The sequence below is a fragment of the Campylobacter pinnipediorum subsp. pinnipediorum genome (assembly GCF_002021925.1).
Taxonomy (GTDB): Bacteria; Campylobacterota; Campylobacteria; order Campylobacterales; family Campylobacteraceae; genus Campylobacter_A; species Campylobacter_A pinnipediorum.
Genome location: NZ_CP012546.1, coordinates 1356824 through 1376172, shown reverse-complemented (window position 1 = coordinate 1376172; position 19349 = coordinate 1356824). Strand labels below are relative to the sequence as shown.

The window sequence follows — 19349 nt, the reverse complement described above, 5'->3', positions numbered from 1 at the left end:
AAAAAGATATAATGAAAAATAACAATCCAATAAGGACATGCGTTTTATGTAAAAACAAATTTTCACAAACACTATTAAATAGATATAGATTTATAAATGGCACTCTTGAGATTGGTGCTGGTTTTGGAAGAAGTTTTTATTTATGCGATGAATGCCTAAAAAAAGATGATAAAATACTAAAAAAAATACTTGAAAAACATACAAAAAATTCAAATTTTGATGTATCAAGGTTAAAGGAGAAGCCCTTAAATGGTTAAAATTTCAGAGATTGCAAATGATATAGGATTTTCTAATAAAGAAGTCCTAGAAAAAGCACAGGAGCTAGGCTTAAAGGTTAAAACACATTCTAGTTCTGTTAGTGAAGAAGAGGCCGAAGGTATATATACATACATTCAAACTGGTGAAATATCTGATGTTTTTAAGAAAAAAACTTCAAATAAAAAAGAGACTAAAAAACAAGATGAACCTGCTACTAAACAAGTAAAACCAAAAAAGGCTTCAGAAAAAGTAGAAAAAAGTATTGAAAAATCTAATAAAACCAAGGAAACTAAAACCAAGGAGAAAAAAATAGAAGTTGGCGATAATAAAGAAAAAGAAGATGTAAAAGTCAGCGACGATTCATCTGATAAAGTTACAAGCGATAAAGAAATTAAGCCAAAAGAGAGTTTGGCTGATGTGAGTCTTCAAAAAAGAAGAGGTCTTGTTATAGTAAAGAAAAAAAATAGTGTAGGCACATCATCAAGACAAAAACTTTCTCAAAAACAAAACACGCCTGCTATTAATATACCTAGCCTTGAAAGTATTTTTTCAAATTTAGATGAAAATACAGGCAAGAAAAAGAAAAAAGAGAAAAAAGTATCGCACACACATAAAAAAAGTAATGCACAAAAAGTTGATCTTTTAGGTGCTTATGATTTTAAAGATATTGAGCTTGAAGATAAAAATGAAGTTGTTTTACCAGACTTGACATTTAAAGCACCTACTCCACCACCTGCTCAAAAACCAAGAGAACATAACTTTTTAAGAAGCACATCTAGTAATTCTGCTAATTCTTTTATAGAAGGCGGTATACACAGAAGATCTCGCAAGAAGCATAAAAAAACAGAAAATAAACAAAATAATGAAAATGTAACATCTGTTAATATCCCAAAAGAGATACGCGTTTATGAATTTGCTGAAAAATTAAATAAACAAGCAAGTGAAATAATAGGAAAATTATTTATGCTTGGTGTTATGACTACTAAAAATGACTTTTTGGATGAAGATGCGATAGAAATTTTAGCTGATGAGTTTAATATAGAAGTAAATATTATAGATACCCAAGAAGAGTTTGATTATGTAAAAGCTTATGAAGATGAGCAAGATGATAAAAACTTAACTCAAAGAGTTCCTGTTATAACTATAATGGGACACGTTGATCACGGAAAGACATCTTTGCTTGATTATATAAGAAGTTCTAGGGTTGCTAGTGGTGAAGCTGGTGGTATAACTCAGCACGTTGGTGCTTATATGGTTACAAAAAATGACAAGAAAATCACATTTATAGACACCCCAGGACACGAAGCATTTACTGCTATGAGAGCAAGGGGTGCTGGTGTAACTGATATTGTTATTATAGTTGTTGCAGCTGATGATGGTGTTAAACCACAAACAAAAGAGGCTGTCGCTCATGCAAAAGCTGCCGGTGTTCCTATCATTATAGCTATAAACAAAATGGATAAAGAGGCTGCAAATCCAGAGTTTGTAAAAACAGGATTAGCTGAACTTGATATAGTTCCTACTGAGTGGGGCGGTTCTTATGAATTTGTTCCTATTTCTGCAAAAACAGGAATGGGTATTGATGATTTGCTTGAAATAGTGCTTTTACAGGCTGATATACTTGAACTTAAAGCAAATGCAAAAACAAATGCGAAAGCTACTGTTGTTGAGAGCTCTTTGCAAAAAGGCAGAGGACCTGTCGCTACTGTTATTGTAGAAAATGGAACACTTAAAGTAGGAGATACTATAGTTGCTGGAGTTGCTTACGGAAGACTTAGAAGCTTACTTGATGATCAAGGTAAATCTCTTAAAGAAATTAAACCTGGTGAGTGTGGTGTTATAGTTGGTCTTAGTGAAGTTCCTGAGGCTGGTGAGACACTTATTAGTGTAAAAAGTGATAAAGAAGCTAGGGAATATGCTCATAAAAAAGCTGAGTATTTAAGGCAAAAAGAGCTTAGTAGATCAACAAAAGTAAGCATAGATGAACTAAGTGCTAAAATAGCAGAAGGCGAGTTAAAAACTCTTCCTGTTATTGTAAAAGCTGATGTTCAAGGCTCTCTTGAAGCGATAAAAGCTAGTTTAGAGAAACTTGCTAATGATGAAATAAAAGTTAATATCATACACTCTGGTATAGGTGGTATAACACAAAGCGATATAGCACTTGCAGCAGCTAGCAAAAATAGTGTAATATTGGGATTTAATATAAGACCTACTGGTGAGATAAAAGAAAAAGCAAAAGATAGTGGTTGTGAGATAAAAACATATAATGTTATTTATAATCTTATAGATGATGTTAAATCGCTACTTGGTGGTTTGATGTCTCCTGTTATAAGAGAAGAACAATTAGGACAAGCTCAGGTTCGTCAAGTAATAAATGTTCCTAAAATAGGTGCAATTGCTGGATGTATGGTTACAGATGGAACAATAAATCGTGGAGCAAAAATTCGCCTAATCAGAGATGGTGTTGTTGTTTATGAAGGAACTGTAAGCTCATTAAAACGCTTTAAAGATGATGTTAAAGAGGTTGCTAAGGGTTACGAGTGTGGTGTCGGCATAGATGGCTATAATGATATTAGAGAAAATGACTATATAGAAAGTTTCAAACAAATAGAGGAACAAGCTAGTTTATGAACCAATCAGAAATTAAAAGACTTAGAACAGAAAGTATTTTAAAAGAGCTTATACCTGAGGCTTTAGCAACCCTTGAAGATCAAATTTTGCAAAGCCTTTGCGTGACTGATGTTGAGTGCAAAAAAGGTAGATATGATGCTTTTGTCTATCTTGATAAAATGGCCTTTGATGAAAGAGAACAAGCTTATATATTATCTCATTTAAGAAGAGTTTGTAAGCATTTACAAAATCATTGCATGGCAGCTGAAGGTTGGTATAGATGTCCAAATTTTCATTTTGAATTTGATGATAGGCTTGAGTATCAAAATCATATGGATAAGCTTTTTGATAAAATTTCTAAGGATTTAAATAAAAATGGATAATTTAAGTGAATTAGTAAAAGAGTGTGGTGTAGAACTTTATGATACAGAGATAGTAAACGAAAACTCAAAAGCTATTTTTAGGGTTTATATAACAAAAAATGGTGGAGTTAATCTTGAAGATTGTGAAAAAGTTAGTAGATTTTTATCGCCTATCTTTGATGTAACGCCACCAATATCTGGTGATTATATATTAGAAGTAAGTAGTCCTGGCTTGGAGAGAAAATTAGAACAACCAAAGCATTTTATATCCAGCATAGGCGAACTTGTAAAAATTAAAACAAACGAAACAACATTTAAAGGAAAATTAATATCTGTAAATCATACTTCTATTATATTACAAAATAATAATGGAGATATTGCCATCAATTTTGCAGACATAAAAAAAGCAAAAACTTATTTGGAGTGGTAATGTTAAGTGATATTCAAATAGCTACAAACGCAAATTTAATAAATATAAAAGATGTTGCCAGTAATTTGGGCTTATCAGAAGATGAACTTGAATTATATGGCAAATATAAAGCAAAAATTAATCCAAAACTACAAAAATCAAACTCAAAACTTATTTTGGTCACAGCAACAAATCCAACACCTTATGGTGAAGGAAAAACGACAACTTCTATAGGTCTTGCAGATGCACTTAAATATATAGGTAAAAATGTATGTTTGGCATTAAGAGAGCCTTCTCTTGGTCCAGTTTTTGGAATAAAAGGCGGAGCGGCCGGCGGAGGGTATTCTCAGATAGCCCCTATGCAAGATTTAAATTTACATTTTACCGGTGATTTTCACGCTATTACATCCGCAAATAACTTAATATCAGCAGTTATAGATAATAGTATTTATCAAGGTAACCCACTTGATATACAACAGGTTTTATGGAATCGTTGTATGGATATGAACGATAGAGCTTTAAGACATATTACTGTCGGTCAAGGTGGAAAATTTGATGGTGTGGAAAGACAAGATAGCTTTAATATAACAGCAGCTAGTGAGATTATGGCTATTTTGTGTCTTTGTGATGATTTGAGTGATTTAAAAGAAAAAATATCAAACATTATAGTGGCATTAAACTCAAAATCAGAGCCTATTTATGTGCGTGATTTGGGTTGCGAGAATGCTGTTGTTATACTTTTAAAAGATGCAATAAAACCAAATTTATTTCAAACATTAGAAAATACTCCGACATTGGTTCACGGAGGCCCTTTTGCAAACATAGCTCACGGATGCAACTCAATCATAGCAACAAAAACAGCTTTAAATTTGGCTGATTATGTTGTTACTGAAGCTGGATTTGGTTCAGAACTTGGTGCTGAGAAATTTATAGATATAAAATGCAAAAAAGCGGATATATTACCAGATGCCACGGTTTTAGTAAGTACCGTTAGATCCATAAAATACAATAGTGGTGTAAGCAAAGAAGATATAACAAAACCAAATTTAAAAGCATTACAAGATGGTATAAAAAATCTTGGTGGCCATATAGAAAATTTAAAAACCAAATTTGGCTTAAACTTGGTTGTGGCTTTAAATAAATTTGCCACAGACACAGAAGAAGAGATTGATTTTGTTAAAGATTATTGTGCTAAATTTAATGTAAAAGTAGCAGTTTGTGAAAATTTTGCAAATGGTGGAAAAGGTGCTGTAGAACTTGCAAATTTAGTTTTAGAAGAGATTGACAAGCCTTACAAGATAAATTTTACTTATGAAAATAGTGACAGTATCCAAACAAAAATAGAAAAAATAGCAAAACAAATTTATGGTGCTAATGATGTTATCTTTGAAGACGATGCTTTAAAAGCACTGAAAAACATAAAAGAGCTTAATCTTGAGCATTTTCCGGTTTGTATAGCAAAAACACAGTATTCTTTTAGCGATGATGCAAATATGCTTGGCAGACCTACTGGGTTTGAGTTTAGAGTTAAAGATTTGCAAATTCGTTCAGGCGCTGGTTTTATTGTTGCTGTTTGTGGTAAGATTATGCTAATGCCAGGACTTTCAGCTCATCCAAATGCTCTAAATATGAAGATAGATACAAAAACTGGTGAGATAACAGGTTTGGCATAATATAAATTTCAAAAAACTTGGAGATTTTGATGGATTTTAAAGACCTTTTGCAAGTTGATAAGATTTTAAATCTTGAAGAGTTTAAGCTTTATTCAAAACCATTGCTAGCAACAATATCAAGGGTGGTTTTGGATGAACAAAGAAAACTTATAATACAAAAAAAGCCATCATTATCAAAAGATGAAATAATAAATGAAATTTCTCAAAGATATGCTGAGTTTCAAAGGTTTTCATTTCAAAAAGTAATCAATGCTACCGGTGTTGTTATGCATACAAATCTAGGAAGAAGCATTATTGATGAAGAAATTTTAAAAAGAGCAAAAGATGTAATATGCTTTTATTCGAATTTAGAGTTTGATTTACAAAGTGGTTCTCGTGGCAATAGGTATGATTATGTCTCTAATTTGTGCAAGGTTTTATTTGGTTGCGAAGATGCTTTGGTTGTAAATAACAATGCTAGTGCTGTTTTTTTGATACTAAATACATTTGCAAAAAACAAAGAAGTTGTTGTTAGCAGAGGCGAGCTTGTTGAAATAGGCGGTAGTTTTAGGATACCAGATGTTATGTTAAACTCGGGAGCTATTTTAAAAGAAGTAGGCACAACAAATAAAACAAATATTGATGATTATAAAAATGCAATCACACAAGATACAAATATGCTTTTTAAGGCACACAAATCAAACTTTGATATAGTTGGTTTTACTCAAAGTGTTGCTATTAGGGATATTAGTAATATTGCAAAAGAAAATGGGCTTATTGATTATTATGATCTTGGAAGTGGTTATGTAAATGAGCTTGGATATAATTTAAGCAAGGATGAGCCAAGTATTTCAAGGGTGCTTCAAGATGGAGTTAGCTTGGTTAGTTTTAGTGGCGACAAGCTTTTTGGTTCTGTTCAAAGCGGTATTATTTTGGGAAAAAAAGAGCTTATATCAAAACTTCGCAAAAATCAACTTCTTAGAATGCTAAGGGTTGATAAGGTTGTTCTGAGTATACTTTGCGAAAGTATTAAAGCTTATATAAATAAAGAATTAAATCTTATAACTACAATTAATTTAATAAACAAAAAAGAAAACGATTTATTTGATTTGGCTAATTTGATAAACTCAAAACTATCAAAACCACTTAAAATTTTAAAAACTACAACCTTTGTTGGTGGTGGTAGTTTGCCAAATAAAAATATACCTAGCGTGGCATTAGCTATTAGTGGTAATGCTATTAAAAATGAACAAAAATATAGAGAAAAAAATGTTATTGGAAGGATTGAAAATAACAGTTTTATTTTTGATTTAAGAAGTATACTTTATAAAGATGTCGATGATTTGATAAAAATAATAAATGAGCTTGAAAATGAATAGTCTTATAATAGGAACATCGGGGCATATAGACCACGGAAAAACATCTTTAATAAGAGCTTTAAATGGTTTTGATGGCGACTCTTTAGAAGAAGAAAAGAGTAGGGGCATAACCATAGACCTAAGTTTTTCAAACTTGCAAAACAATAATAAAAATATAGCCTTTATAGATGTTCCTGGACACGAAAATCTAGTAAAAACAATGATAAGTGGCGCTTTTGCTTTCGATGCTTGTATGCTTGTAGTTGCCGCAAATGATGGGATAATGCCACAAACAAAAGAGCATATGAATGTTTTGAGTTTATTGGGTGTTAAAGATGTTATCTTGGTTGTTACAAAGATTGATTTAGTTGATAGTGATACAATACATAGCTTAGAAAATAAAGCAAAAGAATACATTAAAAACAGCATGAGTTTAAATATTTTAAAAACTTTTCATACAAGTATAAAAGATTTAAATACAATAGAAGAATTAAAAAAATATCTCTTTACATTAAAACCAAAAAAAAGAGATGCAGATGGAGTTTTTCGTTATTATATAGATAGGGTTTTTAGTATAAAAGGTATAGGCTCTGTAGTTACTGGTAGTGTTATTAGTGGAAAAGTTAGTGTTGGAGATAAGCTTTTTGATTATGATATAGCCAAGGATGTGAGTGTTAGAAGCATTCAGCTTCATGATAAAAACGAAGATTTTGCAACAACTAGCAATAGAGCCGCTCTTAATCTAACAGGAGTGCAACTTAGTGAACTTAAAAAAGGACAGCTTCTTAGTAAAAAAGGCTTTTTTAGGGGATTTAAAGAGGCTGATGCTATAGTTTTTGCGGATGATTTAAAGCACAATCAAAACTTAACTTTTTGTGTTGGTTCAAAACAAGTAGCAGCAAAAGCCGTTGTTTTAAGTGATGAAAAAGATAAATTTGTAAGTTTTAAATTTGAAAAAGATATGTTTTTGATATTTAATGAGCCGTTTGTTTTGCTTTTAAATGGCCGTGTTATAGGCGGTGGAAGAGTTTTAAATCCTATAAGCGAACCTATGAAAAAACAAGGCAAGATAGCTCTTTTGGTAGCTTTAAATAATCTTGATTTTAAAAGGGTTTTTGAAATTTTAAAGCTTACCCATAAAAATGGATTTGGACTTATAAGCTCTACTCAAAGATTTAACTTAACCCATAAACAAGCTCTTGATATAGCAAAAACTTTACCTAATAGTTTTGTGGATGAAGATGCTTTGAATGTCTATGATGAAGCAGTAAAATATAGAATAACAGAGTTTATTAAGTTTATAATAGACAAAAATAAATTCGCTGTTTTTTCAGCTTCCAGTATAAGCTTAAAGCTTGGTTGGGCTAGTGAAAAGCTAACCCAGTCTTGTATAGATGAGCTTTATAATAGCGATATTATTGAAAAAAATAGTGGAGTTTATACAAAAAAAGGTGTTGATTTTAGTGAGTTAAAAATCAAGTTAGAAGATGAAATTTATAAAATTTTAGATAATGATAAATTTGCTCCAAAAGCACCTTATAATATATATGATGAACTTGAAATAGACAGGTTAAGCGGAGATAATGCATTAAAAAAATTAACAGCAAATGGTCGTGTTATAAGACTTGCACATAATCTTTTTATAACATCCAAAAATCTTTCAGATGTGCTTAAATATCTAAAAAATTTAATAAAAGAAGATGGTTTTGTAAATGTTCAAAATGCAAAAAATAGACTTAATTTAAGTAGAAAATATATAATTGCATATCTTGAAAAACTTGATTTAGATAGTGATATAATTAAAAATGGACAAAATAGGGTGTTTAGGGATAATTAATTTATTAATTTTTATATGTTTATAAAATCGGAGGTGTTTTTATGATTCATAAAATTCTTATAGCAAATCGTGGGGAAATAGCTGTTAGGATAGTTCGTGCTTGTAGAGATTTGCACATAAAAAGTGTAGCCATTTATACAAAACCAGATGCTGAATGCTTGCATGTTAAGATTGCTGATGAAGCTCATATGATAGGCGATGAACCCATAAAAGGGTATCTTAATGCAAAATCTATAGTAGAAATCGCTAAGAGTTGTGGCGCTGATGCAATACATCCTGGGTATGGATTTTTAAGTGAAAATTATGAGTTTGCAAAACTTGTTGAGGATTCTGGACTTGTTTTTATTGGTCCTAAATCTGATGTGATTCGCAAAATGGGCGATAAAAATATTGCAAGATATTTGATGAAAAGAAATGGAATTCCAATAGTTCCAGGCACAGAAAAATTAAATGATGAGCCTATGGAGAAGATAAAAGAATATGCTTTAAAGATTGGATATCCGGTTATATTAAAAGCCAGCGGTGGTGGTGGCGGACGAGGTATTAGAAAAGTTTTTAAAGAAGATGAGCTAGAAGATGCTTACAACTCTTGTAAGAGAGAGGCTAAAGCTTATTTTAATAACGATGAAGTTTTTATGGAAAAACTTGTTGTAAATCCAAGGCACATTGAGTTTCAAATTTTAGGCGATAATTATGGCAATATAATACACCTTTGTGAAAGAGATTGTTCTATACAAAGAAGACATCAAAAGATTATTGAGATAGCCCCTTGTCCTTCTATAAGTGAAAATTTACGTAAAATTATGGGTGTTACAGCTGTGGCTGCTGCAAAAGCTGTTGGGTATTCAAATGTAGGAACTATAGAGTTTTTATTAGATGATGATAATCAATTTTATTTTATGGAGATGAATACAAGAATACAAGTTGAACATGGAGTTACAGAAGAGATAACGGGAGTTGACTTGGTTGTTAGACAGATTAGAACAGCTGCAGGGGAGATACTAGAACTTGAGCAAAGCGATATAAAACCTCAAGGTTATGCTATAGAAGCAAGGATAACTGCTGAAAATGTTTGGCAAAACTTTATTCCAACGCCAGGTAAAATTTTAGGTTATTATCCAGCGCTCGGACCATCTGTTAGGGTTGATAGTCATGCATATAAAGACTATACTATCCCACCTTATTATGATTCTTTGGTTGCAAAGCTTATAGTAAAAGCAACTGATTATGATCTGATGATAAATAAACTTGAAAGAGCACTTGAAGAATTTACGATAGAGGGTGTCCAGACTATTATACCTTTCTTGCTTGCTATTAGTAAATCTCGTGAGTTTAGGCGAGGATTTTTTGATACAAGTTATGTTGAAAAAAATCTAAACTCTATACTTGAAAATACTCATGACAGTACTCATGGTGGAGAAGAAGAGCTAAAAACAGCCATTAATCAAGCTATAAACAAGCATAGAAAAGTTTATGGTAAATAATAAAATTTAGCTTGTTTTTGATAAAATATTTTTTATGTTTAATAAAGGTAAAAATTGAATATAAAACAAAATGTCAAAATACAAGCTAATGCTGATTTTGTTACGATTTATTTAAATGGTGATTTGACATACAAAAACGCAAAAGAGTTAAATGTGTTTTTGCTTGGCATCAAAAAATACAAAAATATACAAATTGATTTTTCAAACCTTAACAGTATTGATTATTCGGTTGCTATCTTGCTTGATATATTCTTATCAAAATACAATAATGTTAAGTTTATAAATCAAAATGATAATATTATTAAAATTTTTGATTTTGTTAGACAGCAAGAATCTCACTCTGAGCATAAACAATACAGTAAAGGCTTAAATTTAATACAGACAATTGGCAAAAAAGTTTTAGTGGTTGTTGATTCTATGCTTTGTTTTTGTAGTTTTTTTGGAGAGTTTTTAGTAAAAAGTCTATGTTCTTTTTACAATCCAAAAAATTTTCGCTTAAAAGAGTTAAGTAATTATATAAAAGACGGCGGGATTAATGCTATTTTTATAGTGCTTTTAACTTCATTTTTGATAGGTATAGTTTTAGCTTATTTAGGAAGCGCAATGCTTGCTAATTTTGGTGCAAGTATTTTTATCGTTGATATTATGGGTATTTTAACTCTCAGAGAGGTTGCTCCTTTGATAGCAACTATAGTTATAGCTGGTCGCTCATCTTCTAGTTTTGCTGCGCAAATTGGTGTTATGAAAATAACAGAAGAGATAGATGCTATGAAAACTATGGGGCTTGATCCCGTTGCTGTTTTAGTTTTTCCTAGGGTTATGGCTATGGTTTTATCTGTGCCTTTGGTGATTTTTCTCGCCGATGGTGTAAGTATTTTAGGGCAAATGCTTGTTTCTAAAAATATTTTAGATATAGATTTTAGTGAGTATATTAGCAGATTTAGGGATAGTGTTGATTTAAAGCATTTTTGGGTTGGTATGATAAAAGCACCTTTTTTTGGAGCCATGATAGCAATAATAGGTTGCTTAAGAGGTTTTGAGGTAAATCAAAATGCTCAAAGTTTGGGCGAAAAAACTACAACAAGTGTTGTAAATGCCATTTTTTGTGTTGTAGCTCTTGATTCTGTTTTTGCTATATTTTTTATGTGGTATGGAATATGAAAAATATACTTAGAGGTGTTGATATAACAACCAGATACGGGAATACAACCATACACGATAATGTTAGTTGGGGGATAAATCAGTCTGAAATTTATGGTTTTTTAGGTGGAAGTGGAAGCGGTAAGACCACTCTAATGAAAACTATGATGTATCTAAAAAAACCAGATAATGGAAATATATTTTTTGAACAAAAAGATATATGGAATAGCTCGCAAGAACAAATCAAAGATATAAAGCTAAGCTGTGGTAGTATGTTTCAGTTTGGTGCTTTGTTTGGTTCTATGAATATATTGCAAAATGTTGGAGTTATGTTAAAAGAATATTCTGATTTTAAGCAGTCTCAGATAGATGAAATTTCTATGTTTTGGATACAAAAAGTAGGACTTAAAAAACAAGCTGCTTTTTTATATCCAGCTGAGCTTAGTGGTGGTATGAAAAAACGAGCAGCTCTTGCTAGGGCGCTTGTGCTAAGCCCTAAGGTTTTATTTTTGGATGAGCCAAATAGTGGTCTTGATCCGGTTAGTAGTCGTGAGATGGATAAGCTTGTTTGTAGTTTAAGAGACAGCCTTGGTATAACTATTGTTATGGTTACTCACGATGCTGATTCTATATTTGATATATTGGATCGTTTTTTGATTATTGATAATAAAAAGATAGCTTTTGAGGGAAATTTAAAAGAGCTTGAAAGAATAGATGTAAACCCTCTTGAAGAATTATTTAAAATGAGGAAAAATAATGGAAAATAGAAACTCATATACCATAGTTGGATTGTTTTTTACACTTTGTATTATCTTGTTTGCTGTTTTTATGTGGTGGATGAGTGATTCTGATAAAAATATAAGTTATGAAGAGTATTATATTGTAGCTGATGAGCTTCCTTCTGGTATAAGGGTTGAGTCTCAGGTGAAGTTTGTTGGTGTTGTTGTTGGAAGTGTTAGTAAAATAGAATTTGAAAAAAGTGTGCCAGAAAGAATCAGACTAACCTTAAAAATAAGAAGCGATGTCCCTATCAAAAAAGATAGTTTGGCTGATGTTGAGTATCAAATAGTAAGTGGAATATCAACCTTAAATATAAGTCGCGGAAGCGAGGAATTTGATACAAATTATAAGATAATAAATTTAAAAGAGGGGATTTTTTCGCAACTAACAAACAAGGCACAAAATATAAGTGATAGAATAAACGATATGTTTGTTAATGTTGATAAGCTTATATCGGATGAGAATTTAAAACATTTGCAAACTACTCTTGTTAATATAGATATTTTAACAAAAAGCTTATCAGATGAAGCAAATCTTAAAAATATCAATGAAATACTTAAAAATTTAAATGGGATATCTGCCAATATAAAAGATACTAAAATTAATGAACTTGTTATTAATTTAAATAATTTAGTTAATAATGCAAACAATATGGTTGTAAAATTTAATGGTCTTATTGGGGGTTTTGATGGTGTCCAAGAAAAATTAAACTCAAAGTTGAGTAGTGGAGAGTATGATTTTAAACAAACACTTCAGCCAACACTTGATCAAACTAAAGAATTTTTAACAAATTTTGAAAAAACATTACGCCAGATAAGAAATACATTAAATAGACTTGAAGATAATCCTTACGAGTTTTTCTTTAAAGATGTAAAGGAGAGGTAGGAAATGATAAAAATAAAATTATTTTGTATTGCTATTTTTGTCTTTTTGATTTATGGGTGTAGTTTTAAAACAGAAGCAAAAGCACCAATTAAATATGAGTTTTACTATAATCAACAAGGCTGTGTAGCAAAAATAAATCCTAAAAAAATATATATAGAAAATGTCAAGGCTTTAGAGTTAGTAGATACTAGGCAAATTTTAGTTTATACTGATAAAAATCAGATAAAGTATCTAAATGATGCAAGATATGCTTCTTTGCCTAGCGAGATGTTTTATAAGGCATTATTAAAAGGGTTTTATGCAAATTGCAATGCAAAACCAGTTTTTACTTATAATAAGGGTGATTTAAAATTAAGTGCCAAATTGCTTGCAATGCATGCAAGAGATAATTATGCTGAAATTTCTATCGCTTACGAGTTAAAACAAGATGAGAAAGTGCTAAAATCAGGGATAATTGAAAAAAGAAATCCTTTTGAAGATAAAAGTTCATCAACTATCTTCAATGCTATAAATAAATCAAGCAATGAGATAATAGATGAACTTTTGATACAAATTTTATAGTGTTTTTTGCATTTTAGACATTAAATCTAAAATGCATAACATCTCCGTCAACAACTACATAGTCTTTGCCTTCTAGGCGCATTTTGCCAGCTTCTTTTGCTCCATTTTCGCCTCCGTTTGCTATATAATCATCATAGCTTATAACCTCGGCCCTTATAAAGCCACGTTCAAAGTCATTATGTATCACACTTGCTGCTTTTGGAGCTTTCCAACCATTTGTTATAGTCCAAGCTCTTACTTCTACAACACCTGCTGTAAAATAGCTTATTAAATTTAATTTCGCAAATGATGTTCTTATTATTTTTTCAAGCCCACTTTCGCTAGCACCAAGTGATGATAAAAGTTCGTGAGCCTCAGCATCATCAAGTCCTATTAACTCTTCTTCTATCTTTGCGCAAAGTTTTATAACTTCATGGTTTGATTTTTTTGCATACTCTTTTAATTGTGTAACATATTCATTATCACTTGCTATAAAGCCTTCATCTACGTTAGCGCCATATATAACTTCTTTTGCACTTAAAAGCCTAAGCTCTTTATTTAAAGCCTTGTATATATCACTATCTCGTTCATCAAAGCTACTAGCACTTAATCCGTCATTTAAGTGTGCTAAAAGTTTATTTGCTATTTCTAAGCTATCTTTTGCACCCTTTATATTTGCTTTTGCTTCTTTGTTTAGTTTTTCTATTTTTTTATTTATCTGTTCTATATCAGCTAAGATTAGCTCAGTTTGTATTATCTCTATATCTCTAACCGGATCAACTTTGCCCTCAACATGGGTAATGTTTTCATCATCAAAACAACGAACCATATGAAGTATAACCTCTGTTTCTCTTATATTTGATAAAAACTTATTACCAAGTCCTTCGCCCTTGCTAGCACCTTTTACAAGCCCAGCAATATCAACAAATTCTATTGTTGAATACTGTATTTTATTTGGATTTACGATTTTTGCTAACTCGTTTAGTCTTTTATCAGGAACAGCAACTATTGCCTTGTTTGGCTCTATTGTGCAAAATGGATAGTTTGCACTTTGAGCATTTTGAGCTTTGGTTAAAGCATTAAAAGTTGTTGATTTACCTACGTTTGGAAGTCCTACTATGCCTACACTTAAACCCATTATGCCTCCTTCGCAATTTCATTTAGATAATATAAATTCATTCTTACACCAGCACCGCTAGCCCCATGTTGGTTGTATCCCCAAGCTTTTTGAACATATGCTGGGCCGGCTATATCTTGGTGCATCCATTTTTGTTTATTTTCATCTCTTATAAACTTATCTAAAAATAATCCAGCTGTTATAGCACCACCATATCTTGAACTAGATATATTGCAAACATCCGCAATAGGTGTTTTTATAAGTTCTTTTAGATGCTTATTAAAATGAAAAATTGTAGTTAATTCGCCACTTTTTGATATTTTTTTTCTAAAATCCTCTTTTAATTCTTCATTATTTCCCATTATGCCACTTGTATATTCTCCAAGACCAACAACGCAAGCACCCGTTAATGTAGCCATATCTATTAAAGTATCTGGTTTAAAATCTTGCGCCCAGCTTAAACAATCAGCCAAAACAAGTCTTCCCTCCGCGTCTGTATTTCTAATCTCTATGCTAACACCTTCACGAGACATAATAACATCATCAGGTTTATAGGCATTTCCGCCTATCATATTTTCAGTTGCTCCAAGTATAACATGTACTTCTATATCAAGCTCAAGCTCACTTGCCCCTTTTATGATACCAAGTGCTGCCGCGGCTCCACTTTTGTCAGCTTTCATTGTTACCATATAATCAGCTGGTTTTAAGCTGAGACCGCCGCTATCATATGTAAGTCCCTTTCCTACAAATATTATCCTTTTTTTTGCATTTTGTGGTTTGTAGATCATATGAATAAGTCTAGGTGGATGAACACTTGCTCTATTTACAGCCAAAAATGCATTCATATTTTCTTTTTTCAAAAATTCTTCATCATAAACTTCGCAGGTTACATTTTTTAGCTCTTTTGCTAGGTTTTTAGCATCATTAGCCATTTTTATAGGAGTATATATTTCTGGTATTTCGTTTACGATATTTTTTGTAAAGTTTGTTGCATTTGCTATTATTTGACCATTTTTTAGACCAAGTTCAGCTTTGCTTGCATCAACTGTTTCATCGTTTAGTTCTTCTTGTGTTGAGAATATTATATTTTGAAGCTTTGATTCTTTTTTCTCTTTTTTGTATTTGTTAAATTCATAACTTCCCAGAATAAATCCTTCAACTATACTTTGAAAACTCATTTTTTGGCATTTTGAGAGATAAGATGCAAGTTTTATGCTTTTTATATTCAAAGATTTTACTGCTTCAAATGCCTTGCAAGCACCAAGCCTTAGCTCTTCATAATCAAGATTTTCTATCCCAATATAAAGAGTTTTTGTTTTTTGTATCAAAACACTTCCAGAACCATCAAACCCAAAAAAATCAAATTCTTTTTCATCTTTTATAAATTTATGTTTTAAGTTTTTGTCTATTACAAAAACCAATGTTAAATCAGCTTGAATTTGATCTAATGGCTGATTTATGATTTCAAATTTCATTTCTTTTCCTTTTTTTAATTTCATGTCTTTTGTTTAAAATATTATCTTCAAATTTTTTAAATGCAAAAATCAATATTGACAAAAATATTATCACCAAAGGTATTGCTATATACCAATGATTTTTTGAATGTTCTAATACTTTTATAATTTTATCACCTAATATATATGAAGGTAGTATTGTTATGCTAGCCCATGCTAAAGCACTTATGAAATTTATAAACGCAAATTTCTTAGCACTGTATCTTGTAAGACCTATGCTTATTGGCAAAATTGTTCTAAGACCATACAAATATCTTTGTATAAATATAATCCAAGAGCCATATTTTTTCATAAGCAGGTGAGCTATGGCAAATTTTCTTCTTTGTGATTTTAATTTTTTTGATATCTTGCTTTTGTTGTATCTGCCGATATAAAAATATAGCTGATCTCCAGCAAAGCCACCCAGTGCTGCTACAAATATGGCTAATGGTAAGACAATAACTCCAGTATGAGATAATATTCCTGCCATTATAAGAGCCATTTCTCCTTCAAGCATACACCATATAAATATAATTATGTAACTATAGTCATGTATTAAGTTAATGAAAATTTCTTCCATTTAAATCTCTAATATATTATAAATATTTGTTAGTTTTGAAATTTCTTTATCTCCACCAAGATCTTTTAAATTTATTAAAAAACAAGCTTCAACACAATTAGCATTTGTTTGTTTTATGAGTTCTATACTAGCTTTTGCCGTTCCACCAGTCGCTATTAAGTCATCTATTAAAAGTACTTTTGCGCCTGATTTGTTTACAAAAGCATCAATATGCATTTGAACCTCATCTACACCATATTCTAAACTATATTTTTGAGATATTGTTATATATGGTAGTTTTTTTGGTTTTCTTATGGGAACAAAGCCGATTCCAAGTCTTGTAGCAAGAGCTGCGCCAAATATAAAGCCACGACTTTCTATTCCAACTATGAAATCCAAATCAAAACTTTTGTATCTTTGCTCTAAATGGTTCATTAAAAACTCAAATGCCTTTGCATTATTTAACAAAGTTGTAATATCTTTAAAAACAATTCCAGGTTTTGGAAAATCTTTTATACTTCTAATAGAATCTAATAAATATTTTTTTTCTTCTTCGTTTAAACGTAACATTTTATTCCTTATAGTAGTGCTTCTATTTTTCCTTCAAGTTCTCTTATTCTTCCTCTTAATTTGTCATTTTCTAGTCTGTATTGTGAATTTCTTGTTCTAAGTGATGTAACATCATTTTTCGTTTTATTTAATTCTTCTGTTAATATGTCTATGTTTCCTAAACTTCTTTGTAACTGAATTTGAAGTTTTCTTATCACAATCTCAGTATCTTGAAGATTGTTTTTCATAAAATCTTTTGTACTTCTTTCTTTTTTGAGTAATGTTTTAAAATAAAAAACCATTACCACAAGATATAAACAAACACATATCAAAGCCGTTAGAAAAAGCCATTCGCTCATTATCTACTCTCTTTATAATTTATTTTTATTACTCTTTTTTCGTGTCTTTCGCCTGCAAATTCTGTGCTAAAAAATGTATTTAGCATATCATAAGCAACTTCATCTCCGACAACTCTTGCTCCAAATGCTATTACATTTGCGTTATTATGTTCTCTTGATAGTTTTGCTCCTAGATGATCATGGCAAAGAGCACATCTTATATTTTCATGTCTATTTGCAGCTATGGATATGCCAATCCCTGTTCCACAAATAAGTATCCCATAATCATCATCTTTTAATTTTAAAGCTAACTCATGTGCAAAATCAGGATAATCGACGCTAACATCTGAACTATTTGTGCCTAAATCTATAACTTCAAATTTTGATTTTAAAAAATCTTTTACACGCTCTTTTAAATCAAATCCAGCATGGTCACTTGCTATATAAATTTTATTTATCTTCATTATGTTCCTCGATATCTAATTTAAAAATAACTTAAAAATATAATCAATTGGTGCAAAAAAATATTTTGAAATAGGGCTTATAATTATTACAATAAGTATTACCATTCCATATCTTTCAAACGAATAAATTTTACTTGCTATTTTATTAAATCCAAATTGTAAAAGCGTATATGTTAATGCCTTGGAGCCATCTAATGGTGGTATTGGATATAAATTTAAAAGACCTAAAAAAAGATTTATATTAAAAAGTATATATAAAAATTTTGCAGTACTATTATTTAAGTTTTCTGTAAAATTCATAAGCACAAAAAGAGAAAAAATAGCTAACACGATATTGTAAAATATGCCAGCAAGTGCCACAAATACGCCAGCTTTATAACCACCATTTTTTATAACTACGTTTATGTTTACAGGAACTGGTTTTGCCCAACCAAATAAAAAACCGCCACTAAAATAAAGTATAGCCGGAAGTATAATAGTTCCTATCGGGTCTATATGGCGAATAGGATTTATACTCAGTCTATTTTGGGATTTTGCGGTGCTGTCTCCAAATTTATAAGCGACCCAGCCGTGCATTATCTCATGTCCCACTATTGCAATTATCAACGCTAAAAGTAAAAATAGTATCTCTTCTAGATTAATATTAGTAAAGTCCATCTATGTCATCCTCTTTTATAGCCGAGTCTATTATTTGCTTATCGTTTTCCAAGGTCTCTACAAATCTTCCTATTCTTTCCCATCTGATTTTGTAGTCCTTGTCCCAGCTAAAATAAACAAACCAAGGTTTACCAACTATATATCTATATTTAACGCTTCCCCAAAATCTACTGTCATTTGAATGATCTCTATTGTCGCCCATCATAAAATACTCGCTTTCAGGCACTTTTACATAAAATGCATTAAACGCAAGTCCATTTATAGCACTATCTAGTTCTTTTACTTCAACTGGCGTCATTGCAAGTTTTTTTGAGTTATAATAATAAATCATTTGTTCAAACATATTTGCATTTTTATCATAATGTATGCCATGGAATTTATATGGCTCTTTTACAAATAACTTTCCATTTAGTGTTGTTATGTCATCTTTGTTGTAGTTTGCTTTTATAAAACCATCACCTTCTTTTGGCCTTAAAAAAGTTTGTTTTTCTGTAAAAATTATCTCATCTCCGCCGATACCAAAACATCTTTTTACATAATGTATTTTTTCATTGTGTGGATATCTAAAAATTACGATATCTCCTCTTTTTGGGCCTTTATCGGTTATGAGGTGGTCGTTTTTATTAAAATCAGGCAAAACTCTCATCTCAAGCCAAGGTATTCTAGGTATTGGAATTCCATAACTAAACTTTTTTGCAAATAAAAAATCGCCTACTAGAAGAGTGTTTTTCATAGAACCGCTAGGTATTACAAATGCCTGTGCTATAAAGAAAATAACAAACAATACAATTATTATAGTTCCAGTCCAAGAGCTAGAAAAATCATATAACTTACTTAAAAATTTTTTCATATACTTC

At 30.9% G+C, this 19349-nt stretch carries 20 protein-coding genes; 12 read left to right on the top strand and 8 right to left on the bottom strand.

Features of this window, described 5'->3' with window-relative positions; all coding sequences use genetic code 11:
* Positions 1 to 11 precede the first annotated feature (11 nt).
* From CPIN17260_RS07150 to CPIN17260_RS07095, 12 genes are read left to right on the top strand one after another with little or no spacing between them, the layout of a single operon-like run.
* On the top strand, positions 12 to 257 hold the full coding sequence (locus CPIN17260_RS07150; protein WP_069632294.1) for a hypothetical protein: 246 nt from the start codon (positions 12 to 14) through the stop codon (positions 255 to 257).
* Complete coding sequence (gene infB, locus CPIN17260_RS07145; RefSeq protein WP_069632295.1) at positions 250 to 2889, top strand: translation initiation factor IF-2; 2640 nt, start codon at positions 250 to 252, stop codon at positions 2887 to 2889. Before CPIN17260_RS07150 ends, infB begins: the two co-directional genes overlap by 8 nt.
* A complete protein-coding gene (gene rbfA, locus CPIN17260_RS07140; protein WP_078387969.1) occupies positions 2886 to 3251 on the top strand; it encodes a 30S ribosome-binding factor RbfA in 366 nt (121 codons plus the stop codon). The genes infB and rbfA overlap by 4 nt, the downstream gene beginning before the upstream one ends.
* Positions 3244 to 3660: a ribosome maturation factor RimP gene (gene rimP / locus CPIN17260_RS07135; RefSeq protein WP_069632297.1), complete on the top strand. Its 417-nt coding sequence runs from the start codon at positions 3244 to 3246 to the stop codon at positions 3658 to 3660. Before rbfA ends, rimP begins: the two co-directional genes overlap by 8 nt.
* A complete protein-coding gene (locus CPIN17260_RS07130; protein WP_078440811.1) occupies positions 3660 to 5312 on the top strand; it encodes a formate--tetrahydrofolate ligase in 1653 nt (550 codons plus the stop codon). The genes rimP and CPIN17260_RS07130 overlap by 1 nt, the downstream gene beginning before the upstream one ends.
* A 29-nt stretch (positions 5313 to 5341) precedes the next feature.
* Entirely contained in the window at positions 5342 to 6670 is a 1329-nt protein-coding gene (gene selA / locus CPIN17260_RS07125; RefSeq protein ID WP_078440810.1) for an L-seryl-tRNA(Sec) selenium transferase, read from the top strand.
* Positions 6663 to 8486: a selenocysteine-specific translation elongation factor gene (gene selB, locus CPIN17260_RS07120; RefSeq protein WP_078387967.1), complete on the top strand. Its 1824-nt coding sequence runs from the start codon at positions 6663 to 6665 to the stop codon at positions 8484 to 8486. Before selA ends, selB begins: the two co-directional genes overlap by 8 nt.
* A 41-nt stretch (positions 8487 to 8527) precedes the next feature.
* Positions 8528 to 9970: an acetyl-CoA carboxylase subunit A gene (locus CPIN17260_RS07115; RefSeq protein WP_078440809.1), complete on the top strand. Its 1443-nt coding sequence runs from the start codon at positions 8528 to 8530 to the stop codon at positions 9968 to 9970.
* 54 nt (positions 9971 to 10024) lie between these two features.
* Complete coding sequence (locus CPIN17260_RS07110; RefSeq protein ID WP_193431666.1) at positions 10025 to 11131, top strand: MlaE family ABC transporter permease; 1107 nt, start codon at positions 10025 to 10027, stop codon at positions 11129 to 11131.
* Positions 11128 to 11877 (top strand): ABC transporter ATP-binding protein, encoded by a 750-nt coding sequence (locus CPIN17260_RS07105; RefSeq protein ID WP_078440808.1) that lies wholly within the window; start codon positions 11128 to 11130, stop codon positions 11875 to 11877. Before CPIN17260_RS07110 ends, CPIN17260_RS07105 begins: the two co-directional genes overlap by 4 nt.
* The gene (locus CPIN17260_RS07100; protein ID WP_069632303.1) at positions 11867 to 12775 is read left to right on the top strand and encodes an MlaD family protein; all 909 of its coding nucleotides are present in this window, start codon (positions 11867 to 11869) and stop codon (positions 12773 to 12775) included. Before CPIN17260_RS07105 ends, CPIN17260_RS07100 begins: the two co-directional genes overlap by 11 nt.
* 3 nt (positions 12776 to 12778) lie before the next feature.
* Positions 12779 to 13336 carry an ABC-type transport auxiliary lipoprotein family protein gene (locus CPIN17260_RS07095; protein WP_078387964.1) on the top strand — a complete coding sequence of 186 codons (558 nt, stop codon included), beginning with the start codon at positions 12779 to 12781 and terminating at the stop codon, positions 13334 to 13336.
* Between the two features lie 13 nt (positions 13337 to 13349).
* Here CPIN17260_RS07095 and ychF read toward each other — a convergent pair whose 3' ends face one another.
* The 8 genes from ychF to lepB are packed head-to-tail and all read right to left on the bottom strand — an operon-like array spanning position 13350 to position 19342.
* Complete coding sequence (ychF, locus tag CPIN17260_RS07090; RefSeq protein WP_078440807.1) at positions 13350 to 14453, bottom strand: redox-regulated ATPase YchF; 1104 nt, start codon at positions 14451 to 14453, stop codon at positions 13350 to 13352.
* On the bottom strand, positions 14453 to 15907 hold the full coding sequence (locus CPIN17260_RS07085) for a leucyl aminopeptidase (protein WP_078387962.1): 1455 nt from the start codon (positions 15905 to 15907) through the stop codon (positions 14453 to 14455). The genes ychF and CPIN17260_RS07085 overlap by 1 nt, the downstream gene beginning before the upstream one ends.
* Positions 15897 to 16505 (bottom strand): DedA family protein, encoded by a 609-nt coding sequence (locus CPIN17260_RS07080; protein ID WP_078387961.1) that lies wholly within the window; start codon positions 16503 to 16505, stop codon positions 15897 to 15899. The genes CPIN17260_RS07085 and CPIN17260_RS07080 overlap by 11 nt, the downstream gene beginning before the upstream one ends.
* Entirely contained in the window at positions 16506 to 17054 is a 549-nt protein-coding gene (locus tag CPIN17260_RS07075; protein ID WP_069632307.1) for an adenine phosphoribosyltransferase, read from the bottom strand.
* Between the two features lie 8 nt (positions 17055 to 17062).
* On the bottom strand, positions 17063 to 17392 hold the full coding sequence (locus CPIN17260_RS07070; protein WP_372236781.1) for a hypothetical protein: 330 nt from the start codon (positions 17390 to 17392) through the stop codon (positions 17063 to 17065).
* The gene (gene rpiB, locus CPIN17260_RS07065; protein WP_069636298.1) at positions 17392 to 17835 is read right to left on the bottom strand and encodes a ribose 5-phosphate isomerase B; all 444 of its coding nucleotides are present in this window, start codon (positions 17833 to 17835) and stop codon (positions 17392 to 17394) included. Before rpiB ends, CPIN17260_RS07070 begins: the two co-directional genes overlap by 1 nt.
* 15 nt (positions 17836 to 17850) lie before the next feature.
* The gene (locus tag CPIN17260_RS07060; RefSeq protein WP_069632310.1) at positions 17851 to 18492 is read right to left on the bottom strand and encodes a site-2 protease family protein; all 642 of its coding nucleotides are present in this window, start codon (positions 18490 to 18492) and stop codon (positions 17851 to 17853) included.
* A complete protein-coding gene (gene lepB / locus CPIN17260_RS07055; RefSeq protein WP_078440806.1) occupies positions 18479 to 19342 on the bottom strand; it encodes a signal peptidase I in 864 nt (287 codons plus the stop codon). The genes CPIN17260_RS07060 and lepB overlap by 14 nt, the downstream gene beginning before the upstream one ends.
* Positions 19343 to 19349 lie beyond the last annotated feature (7 nt).